Source organism: Dyella sp. (assembly GCF_035508675.1).
Taxonomy (GTDB): domain Bacteria; phylum Pseudomonadota; class Gammaproteobacteria; order Xanthomonadales; family Rhodanobacteraceae; genus Dyella_B.
Window position 1 is genome coordinate 1 of record NZ_DATJMN010000366.1, and the last position, 14,588, is coordinate 14,588.

The following is a 14,588-nucleotide window of genomic DNA, read 5'->3' on the forward strand; positions in this document are numbered from 1 at the left end:
GGCTCGATCTTCTTAAGTGATTGCGTAACGGGGGCGCCGGCGGCCTTCGCTCTTGCACTGGGTTCCCACGACTTGATGAAAGGCACAGCGGCCGCCACTACGCCTACTCCTCCCACCACGGCTGTCGTCGTGGTGAGAAAACGGCGGCGGCCTAGATCGACGACTTCGTTCGCCATCAGGCTCTCCGGTACTTGCATGCCATTGACACTGCAGAAACCAGATTCTGCCGCTGCGGACGAGCTAAGGTTCCGCTTCGCCGACCGCCCCAGGATCGTGCCCCTGCAAAATCGCGTTACCTACAAAAATCGCGTTAGTCTAGCCTCAGGTCAATAACCCTACAATAAAACCGCATGGGCGGTCACGTCGCTCTGCCACACTTACGCGCTTACTTTTCCTGCAGACTGATTACGACATGAAGCATGCCGCCGGCATCGTCGCCTTTGTTGCCCGATTCGTGATACTGGGGCTGGCGATCGCATTCGTAATCAGCCTGATCTCGCCAGGTGTCGGCGATCGCCTGCGCACACGTTTCGGCTTGCAGCATGAGCATGCTCCGATTCCCGCAACAAGTGCACCCGCGCCAACACAACCGGCTCCCTTTTCCTACGCCGATGCCGTTGCCAAGGCAGCGCCTTCGGTCGTCAACATCTACGCCAACAAGTTCGTGACCGAGCAGGCCGTGCGCATGTTCACCGATCCGTTTATGCAGCAGCTGTTCGGCGGCACGCCGGCAGGCCCTCCGCAGACAAGGCGCGAACAAAACCTCGGCTCCGGCGTGATCGTCACGGCGGACGGTTACGTGCTCACCAACAATCACGTGATCGCCGACGCCAACGACATCCAGGTACTGCTCTACGACGGACGCGTCGCCAAGGCCAAGCTGGTCGGTGCGGACGAGGAAACGGATCTGGCCGTGCTGAAAATCCAGGATGCCAGCAACCTGCCTGTGATCCAGATGGCCGATCCGAAAAAGTTGCGTGTGGGCGACGTGGTGCTCGCCATCGGCAATCCGCTCAACCTCAACCAGACCGTGACCATGGGCATCATCAGTGCAATCGGCCGCCAGTTGAGCAACAGCAGTCCGGAAGATTTCATCCAGACCGACGCCGCGATCAACCTCGGCAACTCCGGTGGCGCGCTGGTCAACAGCAACGGTGACTTGGTCGGTATCAACACCCTCCTCATCGGCAAGGCAGCTAATGCGGAGGGTATCGGTTTTGCCATTCCGGTCGATACGGCTACCAACGTGCTGCGACAATTAATCGCAACCGGCCACGTGATCCGCGGCTGGCTCGGCGCGAACTACGGTTTCGTGCCGGTGGCCGCCGACAGCGGCCTGCCCGCGGCAGCGGCGCGCGGCGCGCAGGTGACCGACGTCTACGCCGGCAGCCCGGCGGCCGCGGCCGGCATCCAGCCGCACGACATCCTGCTGCGCCTGGGCAACGATGACATCCGCGACCCCGCCGACCTCAGCCGCCACGAGGCGATGCTCAAGCCCGGCAGCAAGGTGGAAGTCTCCGGCCTGCGCAACGGCGTGCCGTTCCATGTGATGGTGAATGTGATCCAGCGGCCGCCACGGATGCCGGCGGGGAATTCGCAGGGAAATACAGGGAGCTATATCGAAGGGTAGCTGCCAGCACTCGCGGCAATGCTTAGTCATTCGTCACCCCGGCGGACGCCGGGGTCCAGTGACTTTGAGGCGCCTTGAGAGCTGCATCCAGCGTTGGCCGGCAGACCATCAAGCCCGCCCCAACCTCAAAGACTGGCCAGCGGCGGATGCAACGCCTTGCTATACCGCTGCAGCAACTCACCCACGCGCTGCACATACACCTGCGTTTCCGCAAACGGCGGCACGCCGTTGTAGTGCTGCACGGCCATCGGACCGGCGTTGTACGCGGCGGCCGCCAGTCGCTCGTTGCCATTGAAATTCTTCATCAGCAAGCCGAGATAGCGCGCCCCGCCACGAATGTTCTGCGCCGGGTCGAAGGCATCGAGCACGCCCATGTCATTCGCCGTACCCGGCATCAATTGCATCAGCCCCTGTGCGCCCTTGAGCGACATCGCGCGCGGATTGAAGGCGCTTTCGGCATGGATGATGGCGCGGATAAAAGCCTCATCCACGCCCGATTCCAGGCTGGCCTGATGAATCACGTCCTTGTACGCATCCAGGTTGAGCGCCACCGTGCCCCAGTTGATGTTCGAATGCAGATTGCAGGCCATGCAGGTGGCGATGTAGCTGAAAAGCTTGGTGACGTTGCTTGCCTGCGCGCCACCCGGCGGGATGTTGGTGTATTCCACGCTGCCGTCGCGATGCACCACCCGGTATACCGCGCCGCGCAGCACGCGGTTATCCGCGGAATCCTGCAGGCCGCTATCGGCGAGCGCCGTGGACAAACCACTGTGCGAGTCGTTGTAGGTCCACTGCCCCGGCTTGCCGGTGAGCGGCGGCGGCGTGCGGGCCGTGGTTTCCACCGCGGCCGTGACACGGTCCAACGACACGATGATCGGCGCAATCGGCTGGGCCGTGGTTTCCACCCAGCCGGTGACCCAGGCCAACGAGTGGACCGGATTGGACATCTCGCGCCTGGGCTCCGCATGGGAAGGCGCGGCAGCCTGGAACGAGGCAATCTGCCGGCACTCCCGATAGCCCGCCTTGCTACCGGTGAATACCACCTCGCCTTGCGACCCGGCGCAGCGGTAGAGCACTCCGGCCTGCGCCGGCCGCGCACCCAGCAACAGGGCGCAACCGATCAGCGCCAGCATGACGGTCATCAGGAACACAGGGAGGCGGATTGCCCTCGGGCCGCGGCCTCCCCTTTGGCGTTGGCGTACGGCAGCAAACATGGCCGGCAGTTTGCGCCCACCGCCGCCCCGAGCCAAGCACGAGTTGGCGAAATCGTGTGCCAGAACATGGATATACAGGTTTTGGCTCGCTCTACCCTCCGGGGAGGGGGCTGGGGTGAGGGGCGGCGCGCCGCGCATCCACCCCGACCTGCGGGTACAATACGCGGTTCGACGCATTCCGCGCCGCCTTCCGAACCCACCGGTACCCGACGCCATGAGCGGCAAGCTTTTCATCAAGACCCACGGCTGCCAGATGAACGAGTACGACTCGGCCAAGATGGCCGACGTGCTGAAGGCGTCGCACGGCCTGGAATTGACCCAGGACGAGTCGGAAGCGGACGTGATCCTGGTCAATACCTGCTCGATCCGCGAGAAGGCGCAGGAAAAAGTCTTCAGCCAGCTCGGCCGCTGGCGCGAATACAAGCAGGGTGGCAAGCCCGTGCTGATCGGGGTGGGCGGCTGCGTGGCCTCGCAGGAAGGCGAGGCGATCCTGAAACGGGCCCCGTACGTGGACCTGGTATTCGGCCCGCAAACCCTGCACCGCCTGCCCGAGCTGATCGACGCCAAGCGCGCCACCGGCAAGCCACAGGTCGACATCAGTTTCCCCGAGATCGAGAAGTTCGACCGCCTGCCCGAACCGCGCGCCGAAGGCCCCACCGCCTTCGTGTCGATCATGGAAGGCTGCTCCAAGTACTGCAGCTACTGCGTGGTGCCTTACACCCGCGGTGAGGAAATCAGCCGTCCGTTCGACGACGTGCTGGTGGAAGTGGCGCAGCTTGCCGAACTAGGCGTGCGCGAAGTGATCCTGCTGGGGCAGAACGTCAACGCCTATCGCGGCCCCATGCACGACGGCGGCACAGCGGACCTGGCGGTGCTGATCCACGCGATTGCGCAGATCGAAAGCATCGGCCGCATCCGCTTCACCACGTCGCATCCGCTGGAGTTCTCCGACTCGCTGGTGGAGGCGTACGCGAACGTGCCGAAGCTGGCGAACTTCCTGCACCTGCCGGTACAAGCCGGATCGGACCGCATCCTGGCGGCAATGAAGCGCGGCTACACGGCGCTGGAGTTCAAGCAGAAGATTCGCAAGCTGCGCGCGGTGCGTCCGGATATCTGCATCTCGTCCGATTTCATCGTCGGCTTCCCCGGCGAAACGGATGCGGATTTCGAAAAGACCATGAAGCTGATCGACGACGTCGGCTTCGACCAGAGCTTCTCCTTCATCTTCTCCGCGCGCCCCGGCACGCCGGCCGCCAATCTTGCCGACGACACGCCGGCCGCCGTGAAGAGCGAACGCCTGGCGCGCTTGCAGGCAGTGCTCAACGAAAACGCCCGCAAGATCAACGAGGCGATGGTCGGCACGGTGCAGCGCGTGCTGGTGGAAAAGCCCAGCAAGAAGAACGCGAACGAGCTCACCGGCCGTACCGAGAACATGCGCTACGTCAATTTCCCGGGGCCTGCGCGCCTCATCGGCCAGTTCGTGGACGTGGTCATCACCGAGGCCATGACCAACTCGCTGCGTGGACGTGTTGCCAGCGTGGATAGCGAAGCCGCCTGACTCACCGGCATGGGCGCAGACGCCGCACGCATCCGCTTGATGCCTTTCCAGCCGCGGCATACTGCGGCGGTAGGCCAGCTCATCGTCTCGATTCAGCGCGAAGAATTCGGCTTCGATATCGACCTGGAACGCCAGCCGGATCTCTCCGCGATTCCTACGTATTATCAGCAGGACGCCGGCAATTTCTGGGTGGCCATGGATGATGAAAAGATCGTCGGCACGATCGCCCTGAAGGACATCGGCTACCACGACGTAGCCTTGCGCAAGATGTTCGTGGCCGCCGCGTATCGCGGCACGGCATGGGGCGTGGCAGTAAAACTTTTGCATGGCGCGCTGGATTGGGCAAAACAGCACGCCGTGCATCGCGTGTTCCTCGGCACCACGGATAAATTCCATGCCGCGCATCGTTTCTATGAAAAACACGGCTTCGCGCTGATCGACAAAGTGCAGTTGCCGGCAGGTTTTCCCTTCATGCCGGTTGATACGCGCTTCTATCGACTCGATCTACCTACCAACGCATCATCGCCGCCGTAAGCGGAGAGCCTGGCAACGTTGCCTGCAGCGCAGGCATGGACCCGGCCTTCGCCGGCGCGACGACACAAGAAAGAACTCGACATCTATGAACGACGGCTTGAACCAACGCGATTTTGCCCTCGACCCGGAAGACAACGCCCGGCTCGCCAATCTATGCGGCCCCTTCGACGAACACCTGCGCCAGGTGGAACTGCGCCTTGGCGTGGAAATCGACCACCGCGGCCATCTGTTCCAAGTGATCGGCGAGGAAGCCGCTGCACGCGCAGGCGAGAAAGTGCTGCGCGCACTTTACGCCGCCACTGAAAACGAAGCACTCACCGGCGCCAAGATCAATCTGCACCTGGCCGAATCCGGCGTCGAATCGATGGTGGAAGAGGCCGCGGAAAGCGCGCAGGAAGTCACCATCAAGGTGAAGCGCGGCGTGATCAAAGGCCGCGGGCCCAACCAGGCGCGCTACCTGCATGCAATCAGCACGCACGACATCAACTTTGGCGTAGGTCCCGCTGGCACCGGCAAGACCTATCTCGCCGTAGCCTGCGCGGTGGAGGCGCTGGAAGCCAACCGCGTGCAGCGCATCCTGCTGGTGCGTCCGGCCGTGGAAGCGGGTGAAAAACTCGGCTTCCTGCCTGGCGACCTGTCGCAAAAGGTGGACCCTTACCTGCGCCCGCTGTACGACGCGCTGTATGAAATGCTCGGCTTCGAGAAAGTGGCCAAGCTGATCGAACGCAACGTGATCGAGATCGCACCGCTCGCCTATATGCGAGGCCGCACGCTCAACGACTCCTACGTGATCCTCGACGAAGCGCAGAACACTACCGTCGAGCAGATGAAGATGTTCCTCACCCGCATCGGCTTCGGCTCGGTAGCCGTGATCACCGGCGACGTCAGCCAGATCGACCTGCCGCGACACGTGCGCTCCGGCTTGCGCCATGCGATCGAGGTATTGCGCGGCGTGGATGGGATCAGCTTTACCTTCTTCACCTCGCGCGACGTGGTGCGCCATCCGCTGGTGGCGAAGATCGTGCGGGCGTATGAGGCGTTCGAGGAAGCGGGCGAAGGGGAACAGGGAACGGGGAACGCGGGTAACAAGCCTGGCCGCGGGAGCTGATGCGCATGAGCGAAACGCCGGCCACCGTGCACCTGAGTTACGGCCTCCCCCGCGCAGGCATCCCCTCGCCGATCAGCTTCCGCCGTTGGGTGGAGGCGGCCCTGGCCGGCGCGCGCCGCCGCCGGCCCGCGGAGCTGTCGATACGCATCGTGGGCACACGGGAAGGCCGCACGCTCAACCGCACCTACCGCGAGAAGGATTACGCCACCAACGTGTTGTCCTTCCCGGTCGACCTGCCGCCAGGCGTGCGCCTGCCCTTGCTCGGTGACATCGCCATCTGCGCCCCGGTGGTGCGCCGCGAGGCGGCCGAACAAGGCAAGCCGGAGGCGCACCATTGGGCCCATCTCACCGTGCACGGTGTGCTGCATCTGCTCGGCTACGACCATATCGAGGAAGCCGAGGCGGCCAGCATGGAGGCGCTGGAAACCCGCATCCTCAAGGGCCTGGGCATCTCCAACCCATACCAACTTTGAATACCCGCCGCCCCGGCGAACGCCGGGGCTCAGCGACTTTATGCGCGCCACCATCCGCACTTCGGCTTGATGGCTACCAGGGCCGCCCCCAACGCTCAGCACACCGCGCCGTGACGTTCGCGCTAGTCCACGTTTCCTAGGCTCTGAATTGTCACGGATTTTCCGATAGACTGATTTCTCCGCCCAGATTGGGCTGTTTTCTCAAGAGTAATGAACGAGGACCCTGGCAGTACCAGCGGCCCGGTCCACCGAACATGGTGGGATCGACTGGGCCATCTCTTTTCCGGCGAGCCGCGCAACCGCGAAGAACTGATCGACGAGTTGCGGACCGCCCAGGCCAACGGCCTGCTTGGCGCCGACACCCTTCCCATGCTGGAAGGCGCGCTGCGAGTCACCGAGCTCAACGTCGACGACGTGATGGTGCCCCGCGTCCAGATCGTGATGATCGACGTGGACTCCCCACTCCCCGACATTCTTGCTGCCGTGGTGGAATCGGGCCACTCGCGCTTCCCCGTGCATGGCGAAGACAAGGACGACATCCTCGGCATCCTGCTTGCCAAGGATCTGCTGAAGTCCTTCGGCAACGGCCACGACTTCGACCTGCGCACCATCCTGCGCCCGGCCGTGCTGATTCCCGAATCCATGCGCCTGAACGTGCTGCTGGCCGAATTCCGCCGCAGCCGCAACCACATGGCACTGGTGGTGGACGAATACGGCGGCGTCGCCGGCCTGGTCACCATCGAAGACGTGCTGGAAGAAATCGTCGGCGAAATCGACGACGAACACGACGACGAGGAAGACCCCATCCTGGTTCGCCCGCAGGCCGAAGGCGAATGGATCGTCGACGCCCTCACGCCCATCGCCGATTTCAATGAAGAAGTGAGCGCGGCCTTCTCTGACGAGGAATTCGACACCGTCGGCGGCATGGTCACCGCCGAGTTCGGCCACCTGCCGGAAGTGGGCGAGCAGATCGATATCGGCAACTTCGAATTCCGCGTGACGCAGGCGGATGATCGGCGCGTGCAGCAGTTTCGCGTAGTCCGCCGCTAGCTGCGGCTTACTCCCTCTCCCTCCGGGGAGAGGGTTGGGGTGAGGGGCCATCCTCGCGAAACGCGCCACCCCAACCCACCGTGTCTGCCACACACATCCGCTACCCTAACGCGTCCCCGCAAAAGACCGCCCATCCCATGACCAAGGCCGGCCGCCTCGTCCTCATCGCCCTCGCGCTCCTGTGCTGCGCGATCCTCCCCGTCCATGCCGGCGTCGCCGACGCCCCCGGCGAAAAGCTGGAAATCTCCCTCATCACCTACGGCCCCGGCGACATCTACTGGGAACGCTTCGGCCACGACGCCATCGAACTGCGCGATGCCGCCAGCGGCGAAGCAGTGGACTTCAACTACGGCGTGTTCAACTTCGACGAGAAAAACTTCTTCTTCAACTTCGCGCGTGGCCAGATGCACTACCTGATCGACGCCGAACCCACCACCGACGAAGAAAACTTCTACGCCCAAGCCGGCCGCTCCGTCACCCGGCAAAAGCTGGCCCTCACGCCACAACAAGCCGCCGCCCTGCGCGACTTCCTGTTCTGGAACCTGCGCCCCGAAAACGCCACCTACAACTACGACTACTACGTCGACAACTGCACCACCCGCGTTCGCGACGCACTCGACCGCGCGCTGGGCGGCGTCATCAAGGCACGCCTCACCAAGCTGCCCGGCGGCATGACCTACCGGCAGCAAACCGTGCGCCTGATGAGCGCACAACCATGGCTGATGCTGATCCTCGACCTCGGCCTTGGCCCATACGCCGATCAGCCACTCAATGCATGGCAGGAAAGCTTTCTGCCGGAAGAACTGCAGAACAACATTCGCAAGGTCACCATCGCCAACGGAAACGATGCCACACAGCCGCTCGTACAAAGCGAAACCCTGCTCTCGCCCAACCGTCTCGCCACACCGCCCGCCACGCCGCCCGATTTGCGCATCCCGCTCGGCATCGCCGGACTGCTGCTCGCCGCGCTGATCGTCGTTAGCTGGCTCCGCACGCGGCCGGTCTATGTCGCACTCACCAATCTCTTCCTGCTTTTCGCAGGTGTCGCCGGGCTGCTGATGCTGGTGCTCTGGACGCTCACCGCCCACCACTCCGCCTGGGCCAACACCAACCTGCTGCTGTTCAATCCGCTGGCTTTTCTGCTGCTGCGTGCGACCTGGCAGGCGCGTCGCCATATCGCGCCTTCACGCCTCGCCAACGGCGCGCTCTTGCTGCAACTGATCGCGCTGTTGCTCGCCCTGCTCATGCACCTGCTGCCTGGCGTCGTCCAGCAAAACCAACCGTGGATACTTTTCGCCCTACCTTGCTGGCTGGCGCTGGCCTGGACGCTTAGACACATCAGAAGCGCCTGATCTGTCCATATCGTCCGATTGCCTGCGCGTGTGCCGCATAGGATCATCGCCGCATGTCCGTACTCGACCTCTCCTCCGCCAACAGCTCATCCGATAGCCCCATGGTGGTGAACTGCGTGGCGTATCGGAACAATGGCACACGCCTGCGCGACATCAGCGTCGACGACATCAGCGAGATTTTGAAAGAGCCTGATACCTTCGTATGGGTTGGCCTGCACGAACCCGACGACAGGCTACTGCTGAAACTGCAGGAGGAATTCGACCTGCACGACCTGGCGGTGGAAGACGCGCAGCAGGCCCACCAGCGCACCAAGATCGAAACCTACGGCGACTCGCTCTTCATCGTCGTGCAGACCGCCCAGCTGATCAGCGGCCACATCGCCTTCGGCGAAACCCACATCTTCCTGGGCAAACGCTACCTCATCACCGTCCGCCACGGCGCCTCGCTCTCCTACACGCCGGCCCGGCGCTCCTGCGAAAAAACGCCCGAGATGCTCGCCCTCGGCCCCAGCTACGGCCTCTATGGCGTGCTCGACTACATCGTCGACAACCTGCTGCCCATCGTGCGCGACTTCCGCGAAGAACTGCAGGAGCTGGAAAAAGACATCTTCGCCGACACCCTCAACCGCGACACCGTCCGCCGCCTCTACGACATGCAGCGCGACCTGATGACCCTGCGCCTCGCCGCCGCCCCCATGCAAGACGTCATCAACCAACTCGTCCGCCTGCATCCCAACCTCATCCCCGACGACCTGCGCGCCTACTTCCGCGACATCTACGACCACGTCTTCCGCGTCAACGAATCCATCAGCGCCATGCGCGAAATGCTCACCGCGGCCATCAACGTCAACTTGTCATTGGTTACGTTCGGCCAGAACGAAGTGATGAAGAAGCTGGCCGGATGGGCGGCCATGCTTGCCGCGCCAACCTTGATCACCAGTTGGTACGGCATGAACTTCACGCATATGCCGGAACTCAGCAAGCCATGGGCATACCCCGTGATCATGGGCTTGGTGGCTTGTGTAGTGGGTACGATTTATCTGTGGCTGAAGCGGGCAAAGTGGCTTTAGCGACAGATATTTAGAAACACTCTTCGGCACAGCAAAAGCCTCCTTGCTTGCCCATGCATCACCAGAAGACATCTTTGAGGAGCGTTGCTACGATAGGCACAGGAAATAGGCAAAGCCGAATTATCGGCCACACACCTCTCATGAAAAGGAATTCCCATGCGTCTCCGCGCCTACCGTTTCTGCGTCGCTTTCGCCATAGCGGCTCTGGTATTCCCGTTTAGCCTGGAACTCCTCGCTGCGCGTACAATTCCACCGCTTTTCGTGCTCGCTCCAGGAGGCAACAGCATCAAACCCGTCGACAGCGGATGGCGCGAAGTGAGCGACTGGCTGGTGGGGCGCAAATACGCGGTGCTGACCTTCGATGATGGTCCGTACGGCCACGGCGTGGACGAGCACATTATCGGTATCCTACGTAAGCATCATGCGCATGCGGTGTTCTTTCTGGTATGCAGCCATATCACTGACAGCACCGAGCCAGTGCTTGATGAACTGAAAGAAAATGGCGACCTCATCGGCAATCACAGCTTCGACCACTTGAAGCTCACCTATTTGCAAGAGGCAGACTTGCAGCACGAGATTGATGGTTGCAGTCAACTGCTGGCGAAGCTGAGTGGCAGACGCCCGTACTACTTCCGTCCACCTTTTGGCATGACATCGCCTCTCGTCACCCAGAGCGTACATGCGGCCGGCATGAAGCAAATGTTGTGGAATGCCAACAGCGAAGACAGCTGGATGACCAAACCGGAGCAGATCCTGTATTGGAGTCTTGAAGAGACCGACAACCATTCCATCCTGCTGCTACACGACAAACCGGCCACAGCCGCGGTGCTCGATCAAGTACTTACACAGTTGGAGCAGCGTGGTTTCCAGTTCGTACTACCCGACCACCCACCTTTCAAATGAAGCGATCAACCTCTCGTGGGCTGGGCAGGCAATCGCAGCATTCACGTGGATGTCGATGCTGGGATCGTCACCCCAAAGCTGCATGATTAAGACGACAACCACCCTGACGTGTGCTGCAATCCCCCTCCCCTATTCCTCTTAGGGGAGGGCCCCATATTTATGTGCTGAAGCTTGGCTGCCCAGAGAAAGGCGGCGATGAGCTATGGCTTGCTGGACGATGCGTCCTCGGCCGTCCACTTCTTCAGCCACGCATTGACCGTTTCGTGCCATTGCACGCTGTTTTGCGGCTTCAACACCCAGTGATTTTCGTCAGGAAAAGTGAGAAATTCGCTGGGAATGCCTTGCCGCTGCAGCGCGGTGAAGGCACCCAGACCTTGCGTGATCGGAATGCGGAAATCGTTGCTGGAGTGGACCACCAACATCGGCACGCGCCAGTCCTTGACGTGATTGAGCGGATTGAACTTCTCGTAGTTCGCCGGCACGTCGAACTGGGCACCACCATTTTCATGCTCTTCGAACCACAGCTCGTCGGTGGCGTAATACATCATGCGCGTATCGAACACGCCGTCATGATCAACTAGGCATTTCCACGGCTTGTTCCACACACCGGCAATCCAGTAGGTCATGTAACCGCCATAGCTGGCGCCCAGCGCGCATGCGCGATCGCCATCCAAGAAATGGTATTTGTCCAACGCCGCCTGCCAGCCGAGCTTGAGGTCCTCAAGCGGCTTGCCACCCCAGTCACCTGAAATGGAATCGGTGAACGCCTGGCCATAACCGGTGGACCCGTGGAAGTTGATAGTGACCACCGCAAACCCTTGGCCCGCGTACGTTTGCGGATTCCAGCGGTAGCTCCAGTCGTTGGTCATCGCGCCTTGCGGGCCGCCATGAATGATGAAGGCGACGGGATATTTGCGGCCGGCCTTGTAATCCACCGGCTTCACCACGTATCCCTGTACCGTTTCGTTGTTCCAACCCTTGAAGGTGAAGAACTCTGCATCGCCCATCCTGGCGTTCTTGAGGCGTTCCGCATTGAAATGCGTGACCTGCTTCAAATCCTTGCCTTCCATGTTGACCGTGTAGAGATCGGACGGGCGCTTGAGATCATCCCTCGCCAGCAAAATGCGCTTGCCGGCAACGGAATAGGCGCTTACAGCACCATTACCCACCAGCTTCTTCACCTTGCCGCTCGCGACGTCCACGGCAAACAGCGGATGCTGGCCTTCGTCATCCGCAGTGACGAACAACGTCTTGCCATCGGCACTGATCTCCATGCCACCCGGTGAACGATCCCAGGAAGGGTCCACCTCATGCAAAGTGCCGGTCGCAAGGTCCAGCGCCATGATCGCAAAGCGGTCGGCTTCGAACCCCGGCGTTTTCATGGTGAGGTAGTAGAGCGTTTTGCCATCGGGCGAAGGCACGGGATAGGCATCCCAGGCCTCGTTGGCTTCCGTGAGGTTCTGCGGCAAGGAGCTGCCGTCCGCCGACACCTTATAGATATCGAAGTTAGTCGACCAAGGCTCACTGTTCCCCGCGATGCGCACATCGAAATACACCATATTGCCATCGGGCGAAAAGGCGAACTCGCTGTCGTCACCGAACGGCTTGCTGGGTATGTCGCCGTCGATGCCTCGGCTCAGCAAAGTAGGCTCCGCCGGCAGGCTGCCATCGGCCCCGAACCGGGCTATATAGAGCTGGCTCCGGCGACCATCCGTCCACGTATCCCAATGACGTACGAACAACTTTTGATAGACCGTGCCGGTAGACTTGTCCTTCGCGCGGCCGTCAAGGCGCTCCTTGCTGCAGGCCAGATCGTTGCAGTCGGTAAACACGGCGTAGGACAGCAGCACGCTCTTGCCATCCGGCGAAAGCTTGTAGGCGTCGATGTCGAGTGGGCTGTGGCTTATTTGCACCGGCGCCTCTGCCGCATTCACGTTCGGGCCATGTTTGTCGGCTGAAAAGTCCAAACGCCAAAGCTGGGTAACGCCTCCAACCGGGGCCACGTAGTAGAGGCTGCGGCCATCCGGCGACCAACGGGGGGAGGTGGCCTGTTTCGCGACCAGCCTGATCGGCTGGCCGCCTGTTTCAGCAATGTCTTGAACATAAATCGCATTGACCCCTTTGTTGGCCGCATAATCAGTGCTGCGTACACTGAACGCAGCGTAGCGACCATTGGGGGAAAGCTGCGGATCGCTCACTCGATCCATCATGACCAAATCGCGTACGTCGAACGGGTGCGGGGCTCTGTTTTCAACTAGCGATCCGGAAGAGACATCCTTGGCCACGGCTGAAGCAACTGCCAGGGCGAGCGATAACACGATGAACAATTTCTTCATGAGAGTTCCAAGCTAGTAAAAATCAAAACGTGAGATGTATCCAACCAGTACGAACCCTTTGCATTTAGTATACAAATGCTTTTCATCCATCTGGCGGATAGTACATGCGTCATCCAGCTCCAGTAACCGGCCTTGGCGGCGCGGCATCGTCGCGCCTCGTCCAAAAACCTTTGCCCCCCCGCTGGCGTAGCTGGGTGTTCTATCTGGCCTTGGGTGTATTTGCACTCGGCATCCGCATTTACTACATCACTCATGCGGTGGTTTTCCAGCCGGTATACGTCGCAGGCTTTCGCGGCGATTGCGTCCAGTACTACCATTACGCCCTGAATCTGGTCAGGTATTCCATTTTTTCGCTCGCCCCCCCCGGAGCTGCCCCTCCATCTCCAGATAGTTATCGGGACCCAGGCTACCCGGTCTTCCTTGCAGGCCTTTTGGCGTTCGTCAAGCCGTGGGACATCTGGTATGCCTACCTGCTTATAGGCCAGGCAATACTTAGCACGCTCACCGTTCTGCTCTGGGTAGGGGTCGGGCAGCGCTGGATGTCAGCATCCTGGCTTGCAGCCTGTGGCATTCTCATGGCAGTTTGGCCCCACAGCGTCGCCATTGGCAGTTTTATTCTTTCCGAAACGCTGTTTGGCTTCTTGTGCGCAATGTCCATGTGGCTGCTGCGCATCGCGACCGACCGGGGCCGTGCTGGCTGGACAGCAGCCAGCGGCATCAGCTTTTCGCTGGCGGCATTGACTAATGCGGTACTACTCCCCTTTGCAGCACTGCTAGGTGTTTACCTGTGGATGCGACGCAGAGTGACTGCACGATTCGCCGCTGTCTTCATAGGCTCCGCGCTATGCGCATTGGTGCCGTGGTCCATCCGGAATATGCTGCTCCCGGCTGGCTCCATCTCCTCGGCGTCCAGGGCGGCAGAGAACCTGGTAGACGGTTCGTGGCCGCAATACCACACCGCCTTTATGGCCTGGGCGCGACATAAGGACGGCGGGGCCAGCGATAGCTACATCAAAATCATCCAAGAAGTGGATGCCGCAAAGGCGCAGCCGTTAGCCGGCGCGGCAGCGGTATTGCACCGAATCGAGAGTAGCCCCTGGGAATATGCTCGCTGGTACTTGACTAAGCCGTTTTTATTGTGGGACTGGAGCATCCGCATCGGCCAGGGAGATATTTACGTCTATGGCACGCGCAACTCTCCATACGACATGGTTCCCATCTGGCGCGCCGTATATGCCATCTGCTATGCATTCAATCCCTTCCTGCTGATCCTAGCAGCTACCGGCTGCGTACTTGGAATACGCCGCAAGGATGCGACCATCACAATGACAGCGACGGCACTCCTATTGATTTTTATCAC

The 14,588-nt window shown here is 61.2% G+C and carries 13 protein-coding genes; 10 read left to right on the forward strand and 3 right to left on the reverse strand.

Annotated features, from left to right (window positions below):
- Positions 1-176: ubiquinol-cytochrome c reductase iron-sulfur subunit N-terminal domain-containing protein (locus VMA74_RS19590; protein ID WP_325370088.1), on the reverse strand; the 176-nt coding region annotated here is incomplete at its 3' end.
- Positions 177-412: 236 nt separating this feature from the next.
- Between VMA74_RS19590 and VMA74_RS19595 the strand changes: the two genes are divergently transcribed.
- The gene (locus VMA74_RS19595) at positions 413-1,630 is read left to right on the forward strand and encodes a trypsin-like peptidase domain-containing protein (protein ID WP_325370065.1); all 1,218 of its coding nucleotides are present in this window, start codon (positions 413-415) and stop codon (positions 1,628-1,630) included.
- A 125-nt stretch (positions 1,631-1,755) separates the two neighbouring features.
- Here the strand turns inward: VMA74_RS19595 and VMA74_RS19600 are convergent, their stop codons facing one another.
- Complete coding sequence (locus tag VMA74_RS19600) at positions 1,756-2,772, reverse strand: lytic transglycosylase domain-containing protein (RefSeq protein ID WP_325370067.1); 1,017 nt, start codon at positions 2,770-2,772, stop codon at positions 1,756-1,758.
- 286 nt (positions 2,773-3,058) lie between these two features.
- Between VMA74_RS19600 and miaB the strand changes: the two genes are divergently transcribed.
- The 8 genes from miaB to VMA74_RS19640 all read left to right on the forward strand — a co-directional run bounded on the left by miaB (position 3,059) and on the right by VMA74_RS19640 (position 10,892).
- On the forward strand, positions 3,059-4,402 hold the full coding sequence (miaB, locus tag VMA74_RS19605) for a tRNA (N6-isopentenyl adenosine(37)-C2)-methylthiotransferase MiaB (RefSeq protein ID WP_325370069.1): 1,344 nt from the start codon (positions 3,059-3,061) through the stop codon (positions 4,400-4,402).
- 9 nt (positions 4,403-4,411) lie between these two features.
- Positions 4,412-4,936 (forward strand): GNAT family N-acetyltransferase, encoded by a 525-nt coding sequence (locus VMA74_RS19610; RefSeq protein ID WP_325370071.1) that lies wholly within the window; start codon positions 4,412-4,414, stop codon positions 4,934-4,936.
- Between the two features lie 85 nt (positions 4,937-5,021).
- The gene (locus VMA74_RS19615; protein ID WP_325370073.1) at positions 5,022-6,044 is read left to right on the forward strand and encodes a PhoH family protein; all 1,023 of its coding nucleotides are present in this window, start codon (positions 5,022-5,024) and stop codon (positions 6,042-6,044) included.
- Between the two features lie 5 nt (positions 6,045-6,049).
- Positions 6,050-6,517, forward strand: a complete 468-nt coding sequence (ybeY, locus tag VMA74_RS19620) for an rRNA maturation RNase YbeY (RefSeq protein WP_325370075.1) — start codon at positions 6,050-6,052, stop codon at positions 6,515-6,517.
- 210 nt (positions 6,518-6,727) lie between these two features.
- Entirely contained in the window at positions 6,728-7,567 is an 840-nt protein-coding gene (locus VMA74_RS19625) for an HlyC/CorC family transporter (RefSeq protein ID WP_325370077.1), read from the forward strand.
- Positions 7,568-7,704: 137 nt separating this feature from the next.
- Complete coding sequence (locus tag VMA74_RS19630) at positions 7,705-8,919, forward strand: DUF4105 domain-containing protein (RefSeq protein WP_325370079.1); 1,215 nt, start codon at positions 7,705-7,707, stop codon at positions 8,917-8,919.
- Positions 8,920-8,972: 53 nt separating this feature from the next.
- Positions 8,973-9,989, forward strand: coding sequence for a magnesium/cobalt transporter CorA (corA, locus tag VMA74_RS19635; RefSeq protein ID WP_325370081.1), 1,017 nt, complete (start codon positions 8,973-8,975; stop codon positions 9,987-9,989).
- A 156-nt stretch (positions 9,990-10,145) separates the two neighbouring features.
- Positions 10,146-10,892: a polysaccharide deacetylase family protein gene (locus VMA74_RS19640; RefSeq protein WP_325370083.1), complete on the forward strand. Its 747-nt coding sequence runs from the start codon at positions 10,146-10,148 to the stop codon at positions 10,890-10,892.
- Between the two features lie 200 nt (positions 10,893-11,092).
- Here VMA74_RS19640 and VMA74_RS19645 read toward each other — a convergent pair whose 3' ends face one another.
- Positions 11,093-13,228 (reverse strand): S9 family peptidase, encoded by a 2,136-nt coding sequence (locus tag VMA74_RS19645; RefSeq protein ID WP_325370084.1) that lies wholly within the window; start codon positions 13,226-13,228, stop codon positions 11,093-11,095.
- 194 nt (positions 13,229-13,422) lie between these two features.
- Between VMA74_RS19645 and VMA74_RS19650 the strand changes: the two genes are divergently transcribed.
- Positions 13,423-14,588 (forward strand): hypothetical protein (locus tag VMA74_RS19650; protein WP_325370086.1); only part of this gene is annotated, 1,166 nt, incomplete at its 3' end.